Annotated in this window: 21 protein-coding genes; 2 read left to right on the forward strand and 19 right to left on the reverse strand. The window is 60.8% G+C overall.

Translation table 11 applies throughout. The features are described from left to right. The 8 genes from trbB to XI06_RS01360 all read right to left on the reverse strand — a co-directional run bounded on the left by trbB (position 1) and on the right by XI06_RS01360 (position 9,333). On the reverse strand, positions 1-915 hold the full coding sequence (trbB, locus tag XI06_RS01325) for a P-type conjugative transfer ATPase TrbB (protein ID WP_271604452.1): 915 nt from the start codon (positions 913-915) through the stop codon (positions 1-3). Between the two features lie 231 nt (positions 916-1,146). After that, positions 1,147-2,475 carry an MFS transporter gene (locus XI06_RS01330; protein ID WP_271604453.1) on the reverse strand — a complete coding sequence of 443 codons (1,329 nt, stop codon included), beginning with the start codon at positions 2,473-2,475 and terminating at the stop codon, positions 1,147-1,149. A gap of 134 nt (positions 2,476-2,609) precedes the next feature. Next, the gene (locus XI06_RS01335) at positions 2,610-3,035 is read right to left on the reverse strand and encodes a CopG family transcriptional regulator (RefSeq protein ID WP_271604454.1); all 426 of its coding nucleotides are present in this window, start codon (positions 3,033-3,035) and stop codon (positions 2,610-2,612) included. Between the two features lie 6 nt (positions 3,036-3,041). Beyond that, entirely contained in the window at positions 3,042-5,030 is a 1,989-nt protein-coding gene (locus XI06_RS01340) for a conjugal transfer protein TraG (protein ID WP_271604455.1), read from the reverse strand. Between the two features lie 36 nt (positions 5,031-5,066). Then, positions 5,067-6,830, reverse strand: coding sequence for a relaxase/mobilization nuclease domain-containing protein (locus XI06_RS01345; RefSeq protein ID WP_271604456.1), 1,764 nt, complete (start codon positions 6,828-6,830; stop codon positions 5,067-5,069). Beyond that, complete coding sequence (locus XI06_RS01350; RefSeq protein ID WP_271604457.1) at positions 6,827-7,060, reverse strand: hypothetical protein; 234 nt, start codon at positions 7,058-7,060, stop codon at positions 6,827-6,829. The genes XI06_RS01345 and XI06_RS01350 overlap by 4 nt, the downstream gene beginning before the upstream one ends. Positions 7,061-7,380: 320 nt before the next feature. Then, a complete protein-coding gene (locus XI06_RS01355; protein ID WP_271604458.1) occupies positions 7,381-8,445 on the reverse strand; it encodes an IS110 family transposase in 1,065 nt (354 codons plus the stop codon). Positions 8,446-8,754: 309 nt separating this feature from the next. After that, positions 8,755-9,333, reverse strand: coding sequence for a lytic transglycosylase domain-containing protein (locus XI06_RS01360; protein WP_442869401.1), 579 nt, complete (start codon positions 9,331-9,333; stop codon positions 8,755-8,757). Here XI06_RS01360 and XI06_RS43635 point away from each other — a divergent pair. Beyond that, positions 9,236-9,556 (forward strand): hypothetical protein, encoded by a 321-nt coding sequence (locus tag XI06_RS43635; protein WP_442868386.1) that lies wholly within the window; start codon positions 9,236-9,238, stop codon positions 9,554-9,556. The two genes, XI06_RS01360 and XI06_RS43635, sit on opposite strands and share 98 nt — an antisense overlap. A gap of 55 nt (positions 9,557-9,611) precedes the next feature. Here XI06_RS43635 and XI06_RS01365 read toward each other — a convergent pair whose 3' ends face one another. The 7 genes from XI06_RS01365 to XI06_RS01395 form a co-directional block, all read right to left on the reverse strand. Next, a complete protein-coding gene (locus XI06_RS01365) occupies positions 9,612-10,124 on the reverse strand; it encodes a S26 family signal peptidase (RefSeq protein ID WP_271604459.1) in 513 nt (170 codons plus the stop codon). Next, on the reverse strand, positions 10,121-10,585 hold the full coding sequence (locus XI06_RS01370) for a DUF2840 domain-containing protein (protein WP_271604460.1): 465 nt from the start codon (positions 10,583-10,585) through the stop codon (positions 10,121-10,123). The genes XI06_RS01365 and XI06_RS01370 overlap by 4 nt, the downstream gene beginning before the upstream one ends. A gap of 289 nt (positions 10,586-10,874) precedes the next feature. Then, complete coding sequence (locus XI06_RS01375; protein WP_271604461.1) at positions 10,875-11,756, reverse strand: replication initiator protein A; 882 nt, start codon at positions 11,754-11,756, stop codon at positions 10,875-10,877. Between the two features lie 22 nt (positions 11,757-11,778). Continuing rightward, on the reverse strand, positions 11,779-12,060 hold the full coding sequence (locus XI06_RS01380; protein WP_008561544.1) for a helix-turn-helix transcriptional regulator: 282 nt from the start codon (positions 12,058-12,060) through the stop codon (positions 11,779-11,781). Between the two features lie 132 nt (positions 12,061-12,192). Then, positions 12,193-12,633, reverse strand: coding sequence for a DUF2285 domain-containing protein (locus XI06_RS01385; RefSeq protein WP_333909140.1), 441 nt, complete (start codon positions 12,631-12,633; stop codon positions 12,193-12,195). Between the two features lie 136 nt (positions 12,634-12,769). Continuing rightward, positions 12,770-12,964: a transcriptional regulator domain-containing protein gene (locus XI06_RS01390; RefSeq protein ID WP_271604463.1), complete on the reverse strand. Its 195-nt coding sequence runs from the start codon at positions 12,962-12,964 to the stop codon at positions 12,770-12,772. Positions 12,965-13,129: 165 nt separating this feature from the next. Then, positions 13,130-13,402, reverse strand: a complete 273-nt coding sequence (locus XI06_RS01395) for a DUF2285 domain-containing protein (protein WP_271604464.1) — start codon at positions 13,400-13,402, stop codon at positions 13,130-13,132. A gap of 162 nt (positions 13,403-13,564) precedes the next feature. On the opposite strand from XI06_RS01395, the gene XI06_RS01400 reads away from it, so the two are divergent. Beyond that, positions 13,565-13,816 carry a helix-turn-helix domain-containing protein gene (locus tag XI06_RS01400; RefSeq protein WP_271604465.1) on the forward strand — a complete coding sequence of 84 codons (252 nt, stop codon included), beginning with the start codon at positions 13,565-13,567 and terminating at the stop codon, positions 13,814-13,816. Between the two features lie 196 nt (positions 13,817-14,012). Here XI06_RS01400 and XI06_RS01405 read toward each other — a convergent pair whose 3' ends face one another. From XI06_RS01405 to XI06_RS01420, 4 genes are all read right to left on the reverse strand, one after another. Continuing rightward, positions 14,013-14,333, reverse strand: a complete 321-nt coding sequence (locus tag XI06_RS01405; RefSeq protein ID WP_271604466.1) for a DUF736 domain-containing protein — start codon at positions 14,331-14,333, stop codon at positions 14,013-14,015. Positions 14,334-15,050: 717 nt separating this feature from the next. Then, positions 15,051-16,208: a serine hydrolase domain-containing protein gene (locus tag XI06_RS01410; protein ID WP_271604467.1), complete on the reverse strand. Its 1,158-nt coding sequence runs from the start codon at positions 16,206-16,208 to the stop codon at positions 15,051-15,053. A 198-nt stretch (positions 16,209-16,406) separates the two neighbouring features. After that, entirely contained in the window at positions 16,407-16,634 is a 228-nt protein-coding gene (locus tag XI06_RS01415) for a DUF6894 family protein (RefSeq protein WP_271604468.1), read from the reverse strand. Positions 16,635-16,737: 103 nt separating this feature from the next. Then, complete coding sequence (locus tag XI06_RS01420) at positions 16,738-18,300, reverse strand: AMP-binding protein (protein WP_271604469.1); 1,563 nt, start codon at positions 18,298-18,300, stop codon at positions 16,738-16,740. Positions 18,301-18,302 lie beyond the last annotated feature (2 nt).

Raw genomic sequence — 18,302 nt, forward strand, 5'->3', positions numbered from 1 at the left:
TCAGTCTCCTGCTGTTGAAAGGTTGTAGTCGCCGGCGGCCCCGAGCCCGGTGACGAAGGCGAGCTCAGCGAGGCGACGATCACCGCCGCGCCCCACAAGCACAGCGACGAGGTTGATGGTCTCCGCGATCAGGGCGCGCGGAACCGTGATGACGGCTTCCTGGATGAGTTGCTCGAGCCGGCGCAGCGCCCCAACCGCGCTGCCCGCATGGATAGTCCCGATGCCACCGGGATGACCGGTGCCCCAGGCCTTAAGCAGGTCGAGCGCTTCGGCACCGCGAACCTCGCCAACCGGAATACGATCCGGACGCAATCGCAGCGATGAGCGAACCAGGTCGGAAAGTGTGGCGACGCCGTCCTTGGTCCGCAAAGCTACAAGATTGGGCGCCTTGCACTGAAGTTCGCGCGTATCTTCGATCAGCACGACCCGATCAGCAGTCTTTGCCACCTCGGCCAGGAGCGCATTCGTCAGTGTGGTTTTGCCGGTCGATGTCCCGCCGGCGACGAGGATGTTCTTCCGTGCGGCGACCGCGTCCTTCAGGGTCCTGCCCTGCTCCGAGGTCATGATGCCCCTGGCGACGTAGTCGTCGAGCGTAAACACGGCGACGGCCGGTTTGCGGATAGCAAAGGCCGGGGCCGCAACGACCGGAGGCAACAGACCTTCGAAGCGCTCCCCGGTCCCAGGCAATTCGGCCGAGACCCGTGGCGAGCCGGCATGCACCTCCGCACCTACGTGGTGCGCTACCAGACGAACAATACGCTCGCCGTCCGCTGCGGAGAGAGTTTCGCCTGTGTCGATCAAGCCATTCGACAACCGGTCGATCCACAACCGCCCATCCGGATTGAGCATCACCTCGATTATCGCTTCGTCTTCGAGGTAGCTGGCAATCGCAGAGCCAAGCGCGCTGCGCAGCATTCGCGCGCCGCGCGAACTTGCTTCCGATTGAATGGAATGGATTGCCACCGTTCGCCCCCACCGAATGAGGACGTCCAACGAGCGTCCTCATATGGGGATGATTAGAAAAGGCACCGATGGACTTGGCGCAACAAGCGCTTTCGCGTGATCGTAGGCTGGCGTAGAAAAAGGAAGATTGAAAACTGATACTTGGCGGCTGCTTAATGGTATCCGCTCGCCGCGAGTGTCCGCTCACCACTCCGCATCGTCATCCTCGGGCGGGAGGATGACCGAATCCTCATACAACCCAACTGACGCGACGGTGCAGGAAACATTAGCCTGCTTGTAGACGAGGATTGAACTCATCCACGGAGCGATGGATCGGCGCCAAGGCAGCGCGAACCAAACGAACGCCGCGATCTGAACCGCTACGCTGACGCCGAACGCCACCTGATAGGCTTGGACGATCCTATGGCCATCATTCGTGGGCCATTGCTCCAGGATCAGGCCTGTCGCGTATTGCGCCAGAAATGCCCAGCCAAAGTGCAAGACGTTTAAAGCGCCGTTGGCACGACCAGCAAGCTCCGGTGGAAAGTAATCTGCTATCACCGCGAAGCTGATCACGGTTGCTGTTCCGACAATTGCGATGACAGACCAGGGCACAATGGACGGCAGAGGCGCTCGCAGGATCAAGGCTAACTCGGCTGCGATAAACAGCACCGCAACCATCGCCAATACCGTCTCCGCCCCGATTCCTCTTCGTTTGATGTAATGGACCGCCATACCGAACGAGCAGGCACCGCCGCTCAATACGATGGACATTATGAACAGCTGTCTGACGAGACTTGCGCGATCAAGCCCCTCCACCTCGGTCAACCACGGTGATGCCCACAATCCCTGCAGAGACCAGGCTGATCCGACGCACGTCGCCGACAACGGGGCCATTCGCCAGAAGCGCCGATCGCCGAGAACGGAGCCAAGAGTGGCGCGCGCTGCTGATGGGACAATGCCTTGCTCAGGCACGACGGCATAGATGAGAATGGCCGTCGCACCGGTAGCGGTCGCCAGGACCTCAAAAATTTGCCGCCAGCCCATCCAGGCGAGCAGGTTTTCGACGGGCACCGTAGCAGTCACCGCTCCTAGGGATCCCAGCATGACCATGTAGCCGTTAAGCAAGGCGACACGCTCCCGAGGGAACCAGAGGACGATCGACTTCAGTCCTGCGGTCAACGCCGCCGCCACGCCAAGCCCGATCATTGCACGCGCGATCAGAAGCGACAGGAAGTCAGTCGATATCGCGAAAAGGCCGGCGCCTGCTGCGGCAAGCAAGAGCAGAACACTCTGGACGCGACGCGGACCAAAGCGATCCAACAATATACCGATGGGCATCTGAGCGGCCGCGAAAACAAGAAAATACACTGACGTAAGCAACCCGAGGTCGGCAGCCCCAAGCCCAGCATCCGAGATGAGATGACTGGCGATCAAAGCGTTGATCGTTCGAAACAGATACGAAAGATAGTATCCAACCGCAAACGGGAGAAATACGCGCGCGGTGAGGCGCCATGCCCCTGAAATCTGCATGCTGACCCCTGTTGCTGGCAACTCGCGCAAGCCGATAGCGTGACCAGCTTTTCGTCAGTTCAGCAAAATCGCTGCGGGCGTAGGCTAGCGAAGAAAAAGAAGGACTGGCGAAATGGCCTGCCTACGCAGTTCAATCAGGTTTCTTCAACCGTCTCCTGACTGCGGATATCTTCCGGAATCTCGCGCAGAAAGCTTTGGCCCTTTTGCAAGCGACGCCCAAGCGCCTCGACAAATCCTTCGAAGCGCTCCCTGCCCTTTGCCTGCGCGGCCGCCTGTGCATCGTTGGGCAACGGTGGCGTAATAGTCAGCCAGAACCGAATGAACAGAGCCAAGGTCTCCGCCGTCAACCCAACGTCGCGCTCGAGCCTCTGCATCTGACGCGACAGCCGGTCGAGGCGCCGGGTAAACGCGGCCTCTCGCCGATCAGCGCCGTCCGGCGATAGAAACGAAGCGACCGCAGCTTCCACGATCGCAGACCGAGAAAGCTTCTTGCGATCGGCAAGCTCCGAGATCTGTTTCAGAAGCTCTGGCGGGAAATAGACATTCATCCGGTCGCGCATATCGCCTCAGAGCTCCATACCGTCATTTGGGTCCATGGCGACTTGACGGGCGACACCGCGCATCTGTTGGCGTATGAGCCGGGACTGGCGGACAGCATCCTCATCATCGTCAAGAACGGCGGCAAATTCTTCTGCCGGTGTCGATTCGATTGTTTCCCTGACGATAGCAACGTGATCGGGGAGTTCGGGTTCACGACGGAGTCCGCTGTTCGCCGTGTCTTTCTCGGCCTCCGCGGCTTTGTCAGTTGGACCTCCCGTCGGCTCCAGCGCTCCGAGCGCTGACCATCCGTCCGTTCGCGAGGATCGACCGGCCCTCGCCGGATCCGGCGGCGGCAAAACCCGCTCGGTGAATCGCCGATCCTCATAGTAGCGGACCTTCTTCGCCCGGATCGGCGCCGTCCCCGCCACCATGACGATCTCGTCCATCGGCGGAAGCTGCATGACTTCGCCCGGGGTCAGCAGCGGCCTTGCCGTCTCCTGGCGCGAGACCATCAGGTGCCCCAGCCAGGGGTTCAATCTGTGCCCGGCATAATTCTTCATCGCTCGCATCTCGGTCGCGGTGCCCAGTGCATCGGACACCCGCTTGGCGGTCCGCTCGTCGTTGGTCGCAAAACTGACGCGAACGTGGCAGTTGTCGAGGATGGCGTTGTTGGGCCCATAGGCCTTCTCGATCTGATTGAGCGACTGCGCGATCAAGAAGCTCTTGATGCCGTACCCCGCCATGAAGGCGAGCGCGGACTCGAAGAAATCAAGCCGCCCCAGTGCCGGGAACTCGTCGAGCATCATCAGGACTCGATGCCGACGGTCGCGGGCGTGCAGGTCTTCAGTCAGGCGACGACCAATCTGGTTCAGCACCAGACGGATCAGCGGCTTGGTCCGCGAGATATCGGAGGGCGGAACCACAAGGTAAAGAGTCGTCGGGTGGCTGTCCGCGATCAGATCGGCAATCCGCCAGTCACAGCGGCAGGTCACCTGGGCGACGACGGGATCGCGGTAAAGACCGAGGAACGACATCGCAGTAGATAGTACGCCGGAGCGTTCATTCTCGGATTTGTTGAGGAGTTCGCGCGCCGTCGAGGCGACCACGGGATGGGCGCCCTGCTCGCCAAGGTGCGCGGTGGTCATCATCGCCTTCAGCGTCACTTCAATCGGCCGCTTAGGATCGGACAGGAAAGCAGCGACGCCGGCCAAGGTCTTGTCTGCCTCGGCATAGAGGACGTGGAGGATGGCGCCGACCAGGAGCGAATGACTGGTCTTCTCCCAATGATTCCGCTTGTCGAGTGAGCCTTCGGGATCGACCAGAACGTCGGCGACGTTCTGCACATCGCGAACCTCCCATTCCCCGCGCCGGACCTCGAGAAGCGGATTGTAGGCCGAGGATTTCGGGTTGGTCGGGTCGAACAACAGGACGCGGCCATGCCGCGAGCGAAAGCCAGCGGTCAGCTGCCAGTTCTCACCCTTGATGTCGTGCACGATGGCCGATCCCGGCCAAGCCAGTAACGAAGGAACGACGAGGCCAACGCCCTTGCCGGATCGGGTTGGTGCAAAACACAACACGTGCTCCGGTCCGTCATGGCGGAGGTAGTCGCGGTCGAGCTTGCCGAGCACCACACCATCCGGACCGAGAAGTCCGGCCGCTCGAACCTCTCCCGCATCAGCCCAGCGGGCGGAACCATAGGTCTCGACATTCTTGGCTTCTCGCGCCCGCCAGACCGACATGCCGATCGCCGCCGCGATCGAAACGACGCTCCCTGATGCCGCGATGAAGGCTCCCTCGACAAAGACCTGAGGCGCATAGGCATCGTAGACGAACCACCACCAGAAGAAGGTCGGCGGATAATAGAACTTGAAGCCCAACAGTTCGAACCAGGGCCGCCCAAGCTCGGGCTGGTAGGCAAGTCGCCAGGCTGTCCACTCGGTTGCTCCCCAGATCGCCAGCAAAACGATCAAGCCGACAACGATCACTTGACCCCACAGGATCTTGGTTCCGGACATCGCGAACGCCCTTCCGCAACTGGATTGGTGAGATTGTTAGAGACCGAGGTCGCGCTTGCGACCAAAGCCCCACTCGATGCCACCGCCGTCCTTCACGACGCCGGTGACGTGTTGGCCAAGGCGCTTTTCGAGTTCGCGTGACCAGGGCACGAGCTGGAAGCCGAGCCCATTGTCGATCATGGCGAAGCGTCCCGAACTGAGCGTCAGCCGCTGGCGGTACGTGCCCGCCACATGCTCCCCTGAGGCGGTGTTCACGTGAGGCAGGCCGGTGTGGGCTGAGACCTTTGATGCCACCTCGTCCAGTTCACGCCGGCGTAACGTGTTCAGGAGGTCGCGCTGCAGGATGATGCGCTGGCCCTGCCGCCGCGCCAGGCCCTCCTGGATCAGATGCTCGGTACGGGATTCCATGGCTTCGCGGGTCTCGCGACCGAATCCGCCCATGGCTAGCGGCATGGGGTCGCGTTCGACCAGCCGGTGGTCGAGCCAGGTGGCTCCTCGTGCGGTGATCTGGCTACCAAGGTCGAGATCGGAACGGGTTGCTAGCACCATGGTCGGCCGCGGATCGTTGGATTGACCGAAGCATCGGACTTCGACAATGCCGCCGATCGGTGGCGCCTCGTCGAAAGCCGCGAGCCCGCGGAAGCGCACGTGATGCGCCCGCCCGTCCGTTCCATCGATCAAGGCGTAGGCCTCGCCAGTCAGTTCGTCATGCAATCCACGATCGACAAGACGTCCGATGATCTGGGAGGTCTCCAGTCTACCCTCGATAACGAAGTCGGCAACGCCGCGCGCTTCCCCACGCTCGGTAAAGGTGCGGTGCATCGTTTTGATGATGTCGCCGCGCATGCCGAGGTCGCGCAAGCTCCCCTCGGCCTCGAGCCCGACCATCCATTCCCCGGGTAGCTCGGATGAGGCAAGGCCCATCTTCTCCAGGTGTTGAAGGCGACCAACCATCAGGCGCCGGATCTCGGGGTCAGAGCTCTCGTGATTCTCCGGCCGAAGATCGATGTAGCCGGTCTCATCTGCCGTCAGCCGGATTTCCCGATCCAGCCGCGTCCATCGCTCCGCCGTGACTTCCCTCTCCAGCGAATTGCGGATCTCGTGCTCCGGTTTTGGTCCCAGTTCGATAGCGACCAGTTCCTCGGCACGTGAGCGCAGGCCGTGGCTGATGTAGTCGCGGGAGATCACGAGATCCGCCCCTTCCTCATCTATCCCCCGAACGAGAAGATGGACGTGAGGGTTGTCGGTATTCCAATGATCGACAGCCACCCAGTCGAGCCCCGTGCGGAGATCGATCTCCATCTGTTTGGCAAGATCACGGGTAAAGGCCTTCAGATCTGTCATGTCGCCGGCATCCTCGGGCGAGACGATGAACCTGAAATGATGCCGGTCGTCCTTGCACCGGTCCGCGAAAGCGGCGCTATCGGCTCGGTCGCTCCCCTCGTCAAACATCTCGGCCCTCTCGCCGCTCCGGGTCACGCCGTCGCGCTTAAGATATGAGAGGTGGGCGGTCATTGGCGCTGAACGGAAGGCTCGCCCCTTATGACGAACCACCCGCGCTTTCACCACGACGCGCCGCGTCGGGCTGAACAATCTGGCGCGACTAAAGGCGAGGCGCCCCCGGCCGAACGCCGAGCGCCCATAGGCCGCCGAACGCCTGCCGGCAACGGCCTGACCCGAGGTGTGTCCTGCTTTCTGCGCGGCGCGCAGGACCTGATTGATGAAGCTTTTCTGCTTCGGCGCGCGGGTACCGCGAATGCGCCCAGGCCGAATACGCAGATCGCTGTCGCCCACGCTCACGGCAGGACCTCCCAACGATCAAAAGCGAACAACGTGCCGTAAATGCCCTTGATTGCATTACGCAAAATGCAAAGCGCGGCACGCGCTCCGACCGACCGGCACGCCAGAACCCAAGCCATGCCAATGGCTTGCGGTTCGACCGGCGAGCCCCTTTTATCTCGCCTTCCTAATCGGGCGTTCAAAGTCAACTCATTCCTACGCTTTTCTTCGACTCTTCGCACTTCGGCCATGACAGACTCCCTGCATCGACAACGCACACGCGTCACCGCAACGCTTGCGATCAGCATTCACCAGGCGGGGTCCATGCGTTCCTTCGCGTTCAGCACTTCGGCCGTCGCATGCTCTTCATCAGGTTCGTAAACAGGGCTGTCCAAGCAGTCCGGCGCTCTCGTTCCCGAAGGACGGCAGCAGGCAAGAGATAGCGGACATTCCCCGTTTCGCGGCCCCGCCAGGGGACGCTCACCGCGCGCGCGGATCTCTAAATTCGTTCCCTCCTCAGCATGCTGGGAGCGGTCCCAGCCGCCTCTTCCTATGCTCGTCTACGTAGCTGCTACTGCGCTGGCTTTAGGCGCAGCCGTTGCGTTACCTTGGCGCCGAATCCGACGTGGAAGTCGGTCTCGCTGACCCACATCCGGTGGAGAATACCCGCGAGCTTTCGCGCGACCGCGGCAATCGCACACAGCATGCTCGACCGCTTGGCTATCCGCAGGCCCCACGCCCGCAAGGCCGACCATTTTCTGACCCGTAGCAGCAGACTTGCAGCCGCCTCACACAGCGCCTCCCGCACGGAGATATCGCCCTGTTTGCTGATCCGACCCTCAAAATCGATCGATGTACCGGATTGGTGGCGCTTCGGCGTCAGGCCAAAATGGGCGCCCACGGTGCGGGATCGGGCAAAGCGATGAGGGTCATCAACGCCAACCTTGAATGACAAAGCGACGACCGGACCGACGCCCGGAACCGTCATCAGACGCCGGCAAACAGGATCATGCTGGACCACCTGCAGGAGCACGCGATGCAGCCGATCGTAGCCCTCGAGGAGTGCGCGGCGCACGTCCAGCATGACCTGGATCGACATCACAAAAATCGGGTCGCTGTGCTCGATCAGCTCGCGGACACGGACCTCAAAGGCACCTCGGGCAACCGCTCCGACGAGCAATCCATAGGCCCGCAGTGCACCCCGAACATGGTTCTCGAGGTCGATCAATTTGCGCTTGAGCAGCTTCCGGTTGGTCAACAACGTACGCATTTTCTGCATGTCGATATTCTTGACATGCACAGCGCGGTACCAACCCAGCCGCATCATCTGCGCGATGCCGCGCGCATCGTTTCGGTCGGTTTTGTTGCGCATTGTCGACAGCGAAACGCGCATATGGCGCGCTTCCACGACAATGATTGGAAGCCCGACTGGCTGCAATTCGCGATACAGCCAGATGCCAAGCGATGACGCCTCGACCCCGACCCTATCGAGGCGATCCGCGTAGCCCTCTACAGCGGAGCGGATCGCCTCTGGCTCCGTGCTGACCTTAATTTCGCGGACCGTGAGACCCTCGCTATCGACGATGCAAACGCTGGTTTCTTCAAGGCCGACGTCCAATCCAACATAGAGTTTCATCGGAGCTCTCCCTTGTGGCAACGACCTTCCAAGTCGTTGCACCAGGCTCCGGATTCGGCCACGACCGTCTTATCCCCGTGCACCGGTATCTCGAAGCCCGATTTGAAGAGCCGTCCTACCGTCGTGGTTTCCCGGTTGCCGGTTCCCAATAGAGCCGCCGCGACTTGGCAGCCAACTCGCGAAGCCCCCGCTGCTTCAGAGCGCTTGCGATAGCGATCGTTACCCGAAGGGCCGAGACACCCGAAGGGTGGCTCGGTGAGGAGCGAAGCGACGAGTAGAGCGCGGGCCGAAGGCATCGCCCATACGCCATCAGCTTGCGAACTCGCACAGTTGGTCATTGCGATGCTCCCTAATCTGATCGAGGGACGAACACCCCAATAGGCCGAGCGACCAAACGCGAAACATCGGGCGCCGAAATTGCGGTCGTGACACCGCTGAACGGCATGAGCGCCGGCAGCCGATCGCGCGTTTTAATGAGATTGGCTCGCACGACGAACAACGTCGCAGCTGCCGATGACTGTCCGCTGGACGTCCACCTCGGCGGCAGCTCGATGGCAAGCAGATTTGCAAGCTTTGCGACGTATGCTCGTGTCTCGTCTGGCAGAGAGCCGCCTGCGAGATGCTCTTCATAGCGAGATGGTCCCGCATTGTACGCGGCAAACACGCAGGCGAGCCATACCGATCGAGTAGTTCGCGCAAGTACGCCGTACCGGCCAGAATGTTGTCGTGTGGGTCGTAGGGGTCGTTCCCGAGATTGTAGCGCTCGCGAAGTTCTGTCCAGGTCGCCGGCATGATCTGCATCAGGCCCATTGCGCCTTTTGGCGATCTGGCGTGCACGTCACCAGCACTCTCAATGCTTTCGACTGATCGGATCCAGTTCGGCGCAATCGCAAAACGTTGTGAGGCTTCATTGATGAAGCCGGCAAATGAGTTCGCCGTCAGACTGACCGCCGGCTGGGCGGCTGATCCGCTCTGGGCTAAAGCAGCACTGTCGAAAGCGGCCAGAAGAAGCATCAGGGGTACGACAGCACAAACGCGCGTGCCCAACCGACCCAAGCACGCGGTCGGGCTCGCGCCAGCCTTGCAGTCATCGATCGCGACGGATGAATGATCCCGCAATCCATCAAACAAGCGAATGGCGAGGAATACACGCCGAATACGCACGATCACTCCTCCCACGTCCACACCGGCATCGCGCGGCCGATCACGCTGGATGCCGGAAGAAATCCAAAATACCGGCCGTCAAGCGAATCGTCCGACTGCCAGTTCATTAGAAACAGCTCGCCGTCGCCGACGACGCGGCAGCCCTGCCATTTCGGCAGCGGCCTGCCGCGTCGGTCGCGATCCCTCGCCTCGCCCACCGCGACGTCGTCGACCGAAATCGTGAGGCCGGTTCTGCAAACACTCTGCCCCGGAAGGGCAAGCACGCGCTTCAGCATGGGGGCGCCAATGGGCAAATAGCCGTTAAGGTCGAGGAAGGTCGCGAGCGGCTCCGGCGGCTGCACGGCGACCAATTCAGTGACTTGGAATTGGTCCGCCGGTCGGAGGCGGTAGAGACCGATCGGCACGCTCGCGGATGCGTTCCAGATGTAAAGCGGAAGCGGCTCCAGCACGATCGTTGTGATGAGCGCAGCAGCGACCCCAATCGTCACGGCCAGCATCATGAGGCGGCGCGTCATCGCATCACCTTTTGGCGATGAAGCCAAGCCTGATGGCGCGCCTTCGTATACGGACGCGGGTTTTCGTTGACGGACAAGCGGTTGTGAACGTGATGCCAATGATCAGGAGCGACGTCAGCCGGATCAATGTCGAGGGCCTCAATGGCGTCGACCATCTGCAGGACCCGCTCGACCTTCGGCCAGCCGGAGAGCCGCAGCAAAATCTCCCCACCCGGCTTCACATAAGGAACGGTCGAGCAGCGCTGTCCCGGAGCGACTGCGCGCAAGATGTCGATCCGCGAAATGATCGTCCCAAAGTCGTTCGAGGTCCAACGGACGAAGGCAAAGATGCTGCCGGGCGCGAATGACAGGACGCGCCGATGGCGATCAAGCTTCCGTTCCTTGACGACGCGACCGAACCGAATGCGGTTTTCGATGCGCTTCTCGAGCCACAGGACTTCCACTTCGGTAAGATCGCTCATGCCGTGGCTCCCATACGCTCGAACTGGGAGCCGTCCGCTTTGGCGGAGGGGAAGGGCGTGTACGGCTTGTGAAGGCCAGCAGGACGGACGGGCCGGCTTTGCCGGCCACCTTCCATTCGCTTTGCGGCTTGGTCCGTTAGAAGAAATCCGAAGGATTTCTGGTTAGTAAAGTTAGAGCGGCCGGAAAGCGCGAGGAAACAAGCTCTTAAGCTCGATTCCGGTCCCCGATAGCACGAGGATCGGGTCCCCGATAGCACGAGAGTTGCGGTCCCCGATAGCACGAGCTGATTCACAGGTTGTCCTCCGAATTTGGAATGAGACCGCGCCGGCGCAAGCGTGCCGTTAAGGGATGAACAGGCGTTGGCGTGAAGTTCAGCCGCTCGGCGCCGTCAGGATCGCGCGTGAGCACGAGCTGATAGCCGGGCAATGTCTGGCGCTGAACGATCTGACGTACGTCGTAAGCAAAGTGCTTGAGCGGCGAGAGGATGCCGGACTTGGCGTGGAGGTACACAAGATCAAAACTCCAGCCGCCGTCCTGTTGACCGCCGTGCTTGCGCACCAGGCGATAAAGCCAGCGCTCAAGGCCACCCGTCAGATCGAAATAAGCGCGGTCGATCGTCAGCACGAGCGCGTCGTCGATGACGCCGGCATAGAACCAATCAGGCAGGATCAATTCGAGTCCAAAGGGGCGACCATTTGCATCGGCGGTTTCCTTCCACTCATTGATCCAGGAAAAGCGATGTCGTCGCCGTTCGGCCGGCTGGCGGATCGACGTCAGCACCGTCGTTGACTGAAGTCTGTCGAGGCCCGCCTTCAGCCGGTCATAGTCGCGTGCGCTGGCGCCGCGGCCGACGAACGTCAGAATCTCGTATGGCGTTGCAGCCATCAGACGCGACGTCTTCAGGCCTGCGTCACGGGCTTCGACGATCTGAGACGCGGCCCAGATCAGAACATCTGCATCCCAAATGGTCGCCATGCCGTGTTCCGGCACGGCTTCGACACGAATAGCGATCGCACCCGCGCGGAAATCGATCGGCACGATCCGCTTTGTTTTTGCAAGCGAGAAGAACGGATAGGCCATCAGATCCTGCGCATCGCGCGGCGCGAGATCACCGGGTAGCGCCCGAAAGAGCTCTAGCTGGTCGCGCTCGGAATGGTCTTTGCGCCGCATAATCACTGCTCACACGCTGACATCAGCGACGTTCCTGACCTGCGTAGGGACGGAGGGCCGGATGCTTCTTGGCCGGCAGCACGGTCCCCTTGCCGGGGTCGGATGTCGACGTCTTGGCGCCGCGGTCGGCCCACGCTTTCAGGTCATCGACGGCGTAGACAACACGTCCGCCAATCTTCCGATACGTCGGTCCAGTACCGTACGTGCGGTGCTTCTCCAGCGTGCGGCCGGAGAGGCCAAGATAGCGCGCGGCCTCAGGTGTACGCAGGAATCGCGGGGGAAGACCGGCCATCGGATCGGGCATTTGAGAACTCCAGGAGGACAGCGCACCACGCCTGGCTAGGCCGGCGTGTGTGGGGTCATCATGGAGAAGCGCGATATCGGAGGGGGATGCCGAATATGGAGGGGACGATTTTCGATACCCCGAGTGGAAGGGCTACTCGTCCTCACGCCCGGGCCGCAGGAGTTTGCGGTAACCACCGCGCATCAACGCGAGGCCACCTTGCACCAAGCGGATCGTTCGATTGCGTAGATCGTGGGTCTTCCAGGCGCGATCGGGGATGCGCTTCTGGCCGAACAACGCTTCGGCGATAACGCGATAACTGCCGCCGGCGCTATGCGCATCGAGCGCGCGGATCGCGGCGCTCAGACGTTCGCGCCGCTGTTTGGATAGTGTGTGAAACGCCGGGCCTGGCGGGCGCCCATTCATCGCGCGCCACAGCCGGCGGGCTGCATAGACGCGCTCTTCTAAATCGCCGTCGAATGGCAGCTCGGCCGCATATGATGCGCTGAGCACCGGCGGCTCTTTGGACCAGACACGGTGATCTACCGCACCGATGCGCAGCACGGCGTGCCAGCCGTCGACAGCGCGGCGCATTTGGCCAGCTGTAAGGTCAAGGAGTGGCTGAGGCGGTAGACCGCGGTCGTCGGCCATTGCGACCTTGACCGGAACGACCGCCGCTAGAACCTCAGGCGCCCAAAAAATTGTCTGCTCGTCGAAGGACCTCTGCGGGTCATGGGCGAAAGCAGATACCCCATTTCCTCCTGAATTCGTCGGTCACTTCGCCGTTGGGACTGTTGGCAATCATCACCTCGTACTCACGCCGATAGTCGGCGTTGCGGCGGAGACATTCCCAGGCGATGTCGGTGATTTCGCAGTCTTGTAGGCTCTTGTAGGAATCCGGCGACCGCCAGTCGAATTCAGGCATTGCTTCCGCCCCATTGCACGCAGCTAACAAGGATTGCGGCGCAATAGGTATGAACGAAGCGGTTGTAGGAAGCCCCTAGTTTGGCACCACGTGGTGCACCGGAATGACCACTCGTTAGCAAAAGAAAATCGTTCTGCCCGCAAGTCGTCAGCCGGCGATTTTCTTCTATTTCGAGCCGGTGCCGCGCAAGAGTCGCCCTTGCTCAGTCATCCATTTGGCGCGCGCAAGATGACTCTCATATACGCGCCGCGCACGATCTGGCTCTCGCTCGGGGTCCATATGCAAGACCAGTCGAGCAACTTCGCGCCAGTCCGCCCCCTCACCCTCCGCCTGCAGAAGCCGAATGTACGTGACGACATGCTGTTCGTCATAGACCGACAGCGCCGGCTCGTTCGGCGCGACATCCGCGACGTCAGGATCTAGTTGCGGTTTTGTCATAAGCATCCCAACAAACAGCGAATGATTCTAATCTCCCTGGTTGACCGAGATTGTCCGCTTGTCTCATTTTAGCCCCATTGCGGACTAGACGGCCAGCAGCCAGGTCGAAATACATACTATAGGAGATAAACCTCATAGTATGTAAAGCTCCAATTTGCGCCGATGGACATGCGCAAATTGGTCGGCCGGAATTTCGCAAGACTGCGGAAGCAGAAGCGCTTCACGCAGGAGAAATTCGCCGAAGCGTCCGGATTCACCCAACAGTATATCAGTGACCTCGAGCGTGGCCGTCGCAATCCAACTGTCGTCACTCTATTTGAGCTCGCCAGCACGTTGGGCGTTAGTCATGTCGATCTAGTCCTCCCAGATGAAGAAGTGCGAGAGGAACGGCCAAAACCTGGCAAGCGGCGGTGATTGTGCTGCAAAGCGCTCGCTATGCCCAGTCGGGGATGGCCCCTAGTGCGTTTGCGACGAGAACGAACGCGGTGTTGCAGCTGAAAGTGCGAAAAGAAAGCTCAAGGCTGCACAGCTCGATGCGCGATGCAAGGACTGAGGCCGGGTTTTTAAGAAGCCCCGCCCGGTGGACCGGACGGGGCTTGGTGGGGCGCTCTTACTCGCCGGTCTTGCGCGGCCGCGACCAGAGGAGCGTGTAGCCTTCACCGCCTTCGTCGTCGAACAGGTTCGCGTAGATCGGCGCGTTGAACGAGGGGTCATCGAGCTTGAGCGAAAGGTAGTCGCGGCCCTCTTCGGAGCGCTTCGACCAGGCCGCGCCGATCTCCGCGCGACCCACATAGATGCGGTGGCTGGGAGCGTTGTCGTTGGAGCGGTTGGTCCCGGCGACGATGCGGACGCCCTTGGCCTTCAGGCTCAGGGTCACGATCTCGCCCTGGAACTCGTTGCCGACCTTCTTGAAAGAACCGATGTTAGCCATGTCACTTCTCCTGTTGTGTTTCGCGCCCGCGACCACCGCGGCCTCGATGGCGATCTGCAGGCCGAAGACGATCGGCGACGCACCCGCTCGCGGGCCGAAGCGTAGCGGAGGACGCCGTTGTGGCGACTTTCTTGTCTCGCGAGGAATGGGCGAAGCCCAGGGGAAGAAAGTCGCATCAACGGCGTTGCGGCTCAGACGATCAAGGCGAAGCCGGTCTTCGGCCAGATCAAGCCATCAACGAGGCCACGTGCGTCCGCGTGCTGAACCGCTCTTAAGGAGAAGTCGTGGCGTATCTCGGTTGTGCTGAACAAGAGTGGGAAGGATTGGGAGCGAAAAGAGAAACAATCTGCTGCAAAGGGCGGAATCGTCTCCGACGAAATGATCGAGACATCCCCGCTCCGCCGCGGCTTAGTGGACCGGCGGAAATGGGCTCTTGGTCAAGGCCCCGAGGGGGACTGCCTCAAAGAATGAGCTGGGATCTCGAGTGATATCCCAGCAACTGAGGGAGGAAGCCCCAAGGAGCCGCAGTCGTTTGCCAACAAGTTTGTTGGCTCCGCAATCGGCGGAACGAGGAGAGTCAACGCCTCCGAATGGTTAACACGGGCCAAGAAGAGATAACGCTTATCTGAGACCAAGTTATTGTTTGCGCCTTGGCGCATCGTATTCCACCGAGGGCAAACGTCTAACCCAATTATGGTTGCTGGCGAGACTCACATCCTAGATGGCGCGGTACACCGCGGTTTCATAGTCCTGGAATGTAGCCACCGCTTTGTCGTCGAAGAATGGAAGCACTTGCGTCGCATACACACCGGCAACCTTTTTCGTGGGATCAATCCAATAGTATGAATTTGCCAATCCTGCCCAGGCGAGCGATCCAGCCGAGCGACCCGTGGACATCGGTGTTGGATTGATGAGGAAGCTGAGGCCCCACTTCATCCCGTCTACGAAATCCACGTCATTGCTAAAGGGAGGCGCCGCGCTCTTCATTGGGCGGCAAGATATGCTGTCCATTGCGTTCTGGGACATGAGATCAACCGTCTCTGCCTTCAGCACGCGCGTGGTTTCGAGAGCACCGCGCCCAAGTATGGCACGAACAAATTTGAGGTAGTCGCCGACCGTCGAGTAAAGTCCGCCGCCGCCCATCTCGAACTCAGGCTCCTGCGGAATCTCGGTATCGGTCGAGACGAGGCCCTCGGGTGTGCGGGCATGGATCTTGGCGAGCCGTTTCCGCTGCGCTTCCCCAATCTTAAAGGCCGTATCGTTCATACCCAGCGGGTCAAGCAGATTTTCTTTCATGTACAGGCTAAGTTTCTGCCCGCTGGCCGCTTCGACGGCCTTGCCTGCCAAATCGATACCGATACCGTATTCCCACTGTTCACCTGGATCGGCCATGAGCGGAATGTTTAGGGCGGCGTTCTCGCAGGAGATAATGGCCGGCGTAGCTGTCCCTTCCATGTATCGCCTCATATCGGCGTTCCAAATATCGTAGACGTATCCCGACGTGTGTGTAAGCAAATGACGCAGCGAAATATCCCGCCGCGCTGGGCGCAACTTCGCAATACCGCCAGTATCAAAGCCCTCGAGGACTTTCGGGTTCGCAAGCTGGGGCAGTACCGATTTGAGCGGCTCGTCCAATGAAAGCTTTCCCTGCTCGACAAGTTGCATCGCGCAGGCGCCTGTTATCGCCTTTGTCATTGACGCGATCCAGACAACCGTGTCGGCAGTCATCGGCTCGCCCGTGGTGAGATCACGCGCCCCGAACCCTCCTTCGAAAATTGGCCCATCGGTTGTAGCCGCAGCTGCGGCCACTCCAGGGATATCCCCGTTTTCCGTCGCACGACGGAGTACCGAGGCGATTACATCTGTATTGACCATGATCTGCTCCCCCTAGCTAGACGGCCCTATCGCTGTGAAGTTCGAACGGACATTCATCTCGCTATCAAGCGATTGGTCCGTCGCGAGTATCCACCGAGTGTTGCCGCAATCTCGTTACGAGGCCGTGCACTTGGGCCGGTGCCTTTCCAGGAGAGCTCGACGACCTCATGGCAGCCGGCAGCGTACGAGGCAGCGCCTTCACGGCGGCGCGGCCGCGCCTGGATACACCGACTGGCGGTGAACTTCACGGCCGCTCTCGTCGATGACGACGATCTGAAGCTCGGAATGACCCTTCGGCCTCTCTCTTCGCAACTTGTCGGCAAGGACTTTGCTGTGGGCGATGGCGGCGCCGTCACTCGCAAGCTCCAACCCTAACCTGTCCCGGACAGGCACGCCGTTCCTGAGATCGAAGTAATAGGTGCGCATCAGCTCCTTCGCGTCCTAATCAACTCGATCAGTTTCAGTTCGCTCGGGTTCACGCGAAGCGGGCAGCAAGCTCAGTTGACGCCGTGCTTGGCTTTCACCATCATCACCCTACCATGCGCTCGCGGCCGGCCCAGAAGCCCGCGCGCAGGACCTTCTTGTCCACCTTGCCAACCCCTGTCATCGGCAACTCGCGTGCGAATTTAATCTGCTTCGGCGCATGAGCTGAGCCTTTGCGCGCCTTGACCAGCTCTATCAGCTCATTGGCGTCCGGATTGGCGCCCTCACGGGGAACGACCACCGCCGTGACGGCCTCGCCCCATTTCTCGTCAGGCACGCCGATCACTGCGACCATCGCCACGTCGGCATGCTGGGACAGGACATCCTCCACTTCGCGTGGGAAGATGTTGAATCCGCCGGAGACGATCATGTCCTTTTTCCTGTCCAGGATGAACATGTAGCCGCGCTCGTCCTTGCGGGCGACATCGCCGGTGTGCAGCCAGCCATTCTTCAGCGTCTCCACCGTGATGTCGGGACGCTTCCAGTATTCGGCCATGACGTACGGGCCGCGCACACAGATTTCGCCAGCCTCGCCGGTTTTCACTTCCTGATCGTTTTCATCGAGGATCCTGACGTCGCACGCGGCAACGGGGAATCCGCAGGAGAGGAACAACTCCTGCTTCCGCGGATCATGATCGGCCTTGCGCAGCACCGACACTGGGTAGCACTCCGACTGACCGTACAATTGAGAGAATACCGGTCCGATACGGTCGATGCCCTCGACCAGCCGACTCGGGGACATCGGCGAGGCACCGTAAAGAACGAGATCAAGCGACGACAGGTCTGTCATGGGCAATGCGGGATGATCCAGCAGCACGTAGATCATCGTTGGTACCAACAAGGTGAAATTGATGCGCTCGCGTTCGATGGTCCGCAGCACCGCGTCGGGATCGAACCCCTTCAGCATATGAACTGTGCCGCCCAGCATCAGCGTAGGCAACACCTTGGTGCCGGCGACATGGCTGATCGGCGCGACCGCGAGAAATCGCGGAGCTCTCGGGATCTCGAAATCGGCAAGGATCCCGCCGGCGATGCCGACATACTGGCGGTGATAGCGTAACGCGCCCTTGGACTTGCCGGTCGTGCCGCCAGTGTAATTCAGCGTCGCGACGTCGTCGGCCGAAGCCAGACAGCGAGGGCTTCCTGTGCCGCCTGCCTCGGCTGCGGCCAGCAGATCCTTGCCGTACGGAGCGGCTCCCATCGTGAAGATCATCTTCAGTCCGGGCGCCGGTGCGGCGAGTTCGCCGCCGCGGTCGCGAAATCCGGCGGCGTCAACAACCAATAAGACTGCTTCTGAGTCGGCGATCTGGAAGAGCTGATCCTCCAGCGATCCGAGTGGGTGAAGCCAGGTGATCGCAAGGCGCGATAGCTGTGCCGCGACTCCGGCACACCAGGTGTCCGCGCGGTTCGTGGTCAGCAATGCGACGCGGGAACCCGGAGGAAATCCCAATCGAACGAACACATTCTGAATTCGCCCTATCAGCTCAGTCGCGCCTTGATAGGTTAGCGAACCTCCAGGCCAGCTAAATGCAATGCGGGAAGGATGGCGTGCCAACGCCCGCAACGTTTGTGCGCTTGCAGTGGGAGAGGCATGGACCTGATCGGACATCT

This window comes from Bradyrhizobium sp. CCBAU 11434 (assembly GCF_028128895.1).
Classification (GTDB): domain Bacteria; phylum Pseudomonadota; class Alphaproteobacteria; order Rhizobiales; family Xanthobacteraceae; genus Bradyrhizobium; species Bradyrhizobium zhengyangense.

Coding starts and splice junctions, on each gene's coding strand:
- trbB (WP_271604452.1), bottom strand. CDS start 915: ATGCTGCGCAGCGCGCTTGGCTCTGCGATTGCCAGCTACCTCGAAGAC.
- XI06_RS01330 (WP_271604453.1), bottom strand. CDS start 2,475: ATGCAGATTTCAGGGGCATGGCGCCTCACCGCGCGCGTATTTCTCCCG.
- XI06_RS01335 (WP_271604454.1), bottom strand. CDS start 3,035: ATGCGCGACCGGATGAATGTCTATTTCCCGCCAGAGCTTCTGAAACAG.
- XI06_RS01340 (WP_271604455.1), bottom strand. CDS start 5,030: ATGTCCGGAACCAAGATCCTGTGGGGTCAAGTGATCGTTGTCGGCTTG.
- XI06_RS01350 (WP_271604457.1), bottom strand. CDS start 7,060: ATGGCCGAAGTGCGAAGAGTCGAAGAAAAGCGTAGGAATGAGTTGACT.
- XI06_RS01355 (WP_271604458.1), bottom strand. CDS start 8,445: ATGAAACTCTATGTTGGATTGGACGTCGGCCTTGAAGAAACCAGCGTT.
- XI06_RS43635 (WP_442868386.1), top strand. CDS start 9,236: ATGATCTGCATCAGGCCCATTGCGCCTTTTGGCGATCTGGCGTGCACG.
- XI06_RS01365 (WP_271604459.1), bottom strand. CDS start 10,124: ATGACGCGCCGCCTCATGATGCTGGCCGTGACGATTGGGGTCGCTGCT.
- XI06_RS01370 (WP_271604460.1), bottom strand. CDS start 10,585: ATGAGCGATCTTACCGAAGTGGAAGTCCTGTGGCTCGAGAAGCGCATC.
- XI06_RS01375 (WP_271604461.1), bottom strand. CDS start 11,756: ATGCGGCGCAAAGACCATTCCGAGCGCGACCAGCTAGAGCTCTTTCGG.
- XI06_RS01380 (WP_008561544.1), bottom strand. CDS start 12,060: ATGCCCGATCCGATGGCCGGTCTTCCCCCGCGATTCCTGCGTACACCT.
- XI06_RS01385 (WP_333909140.1), bottom strand. CDS start 12,633: ATGCGCCGCGCTGTCGACGGCTGGCACGCCGTGCTGCGCATCGGTGCG.
- XI06_RS01390 (WP_271604463.1), bottom strand. CDS start 12,964: ATGCCTGAATTCGACTGGCGGTCGCCGGATTCCTACAAGAGCCTACAA.
- XI06_RS01395 (WP_271604464.1), bottom strand. CDS start 13,402: ATGACAAAACCGCAACTAGATCCTGACGTCGCGGATGTCGCGCCGAAC.
- XI06_RS01400 (WP_271604465.1), top strand. CDS start 13,565: ATGGACATGCGCAAATTGGTCGGCCGGAATTTCGCAAGACTGCGGAAG.
- XI06_RS01405 (WP_271604466.1), bottom strand. CDS start 14,333: ATGGCTAACATCGGTTCTTTCAAGAAGGTCGGCAACGAGTTCCAGGGC.
- XI06_RS01410 (WP_271604467.1), bottom strand. CDS start 16,208: ATGGTCAATACAGATGTAATCGCCTCGGTACTCCGTCGTGCGACGGAA.
- XI06_RS01415 (WP_271604468.1), bottom strand. CDS start 16,634: ATGCGCACCTATTACTTCGATCTCAGGAACGGCGTGCCTGTCCGGGAC.
- XI06_RS01420 (WP_271604469.1), bottom strand. CDS start 18,300: ATGTCCGATCAGGTCCATGCCTCTCCCACTGCAAGCGCACAAACGTTG.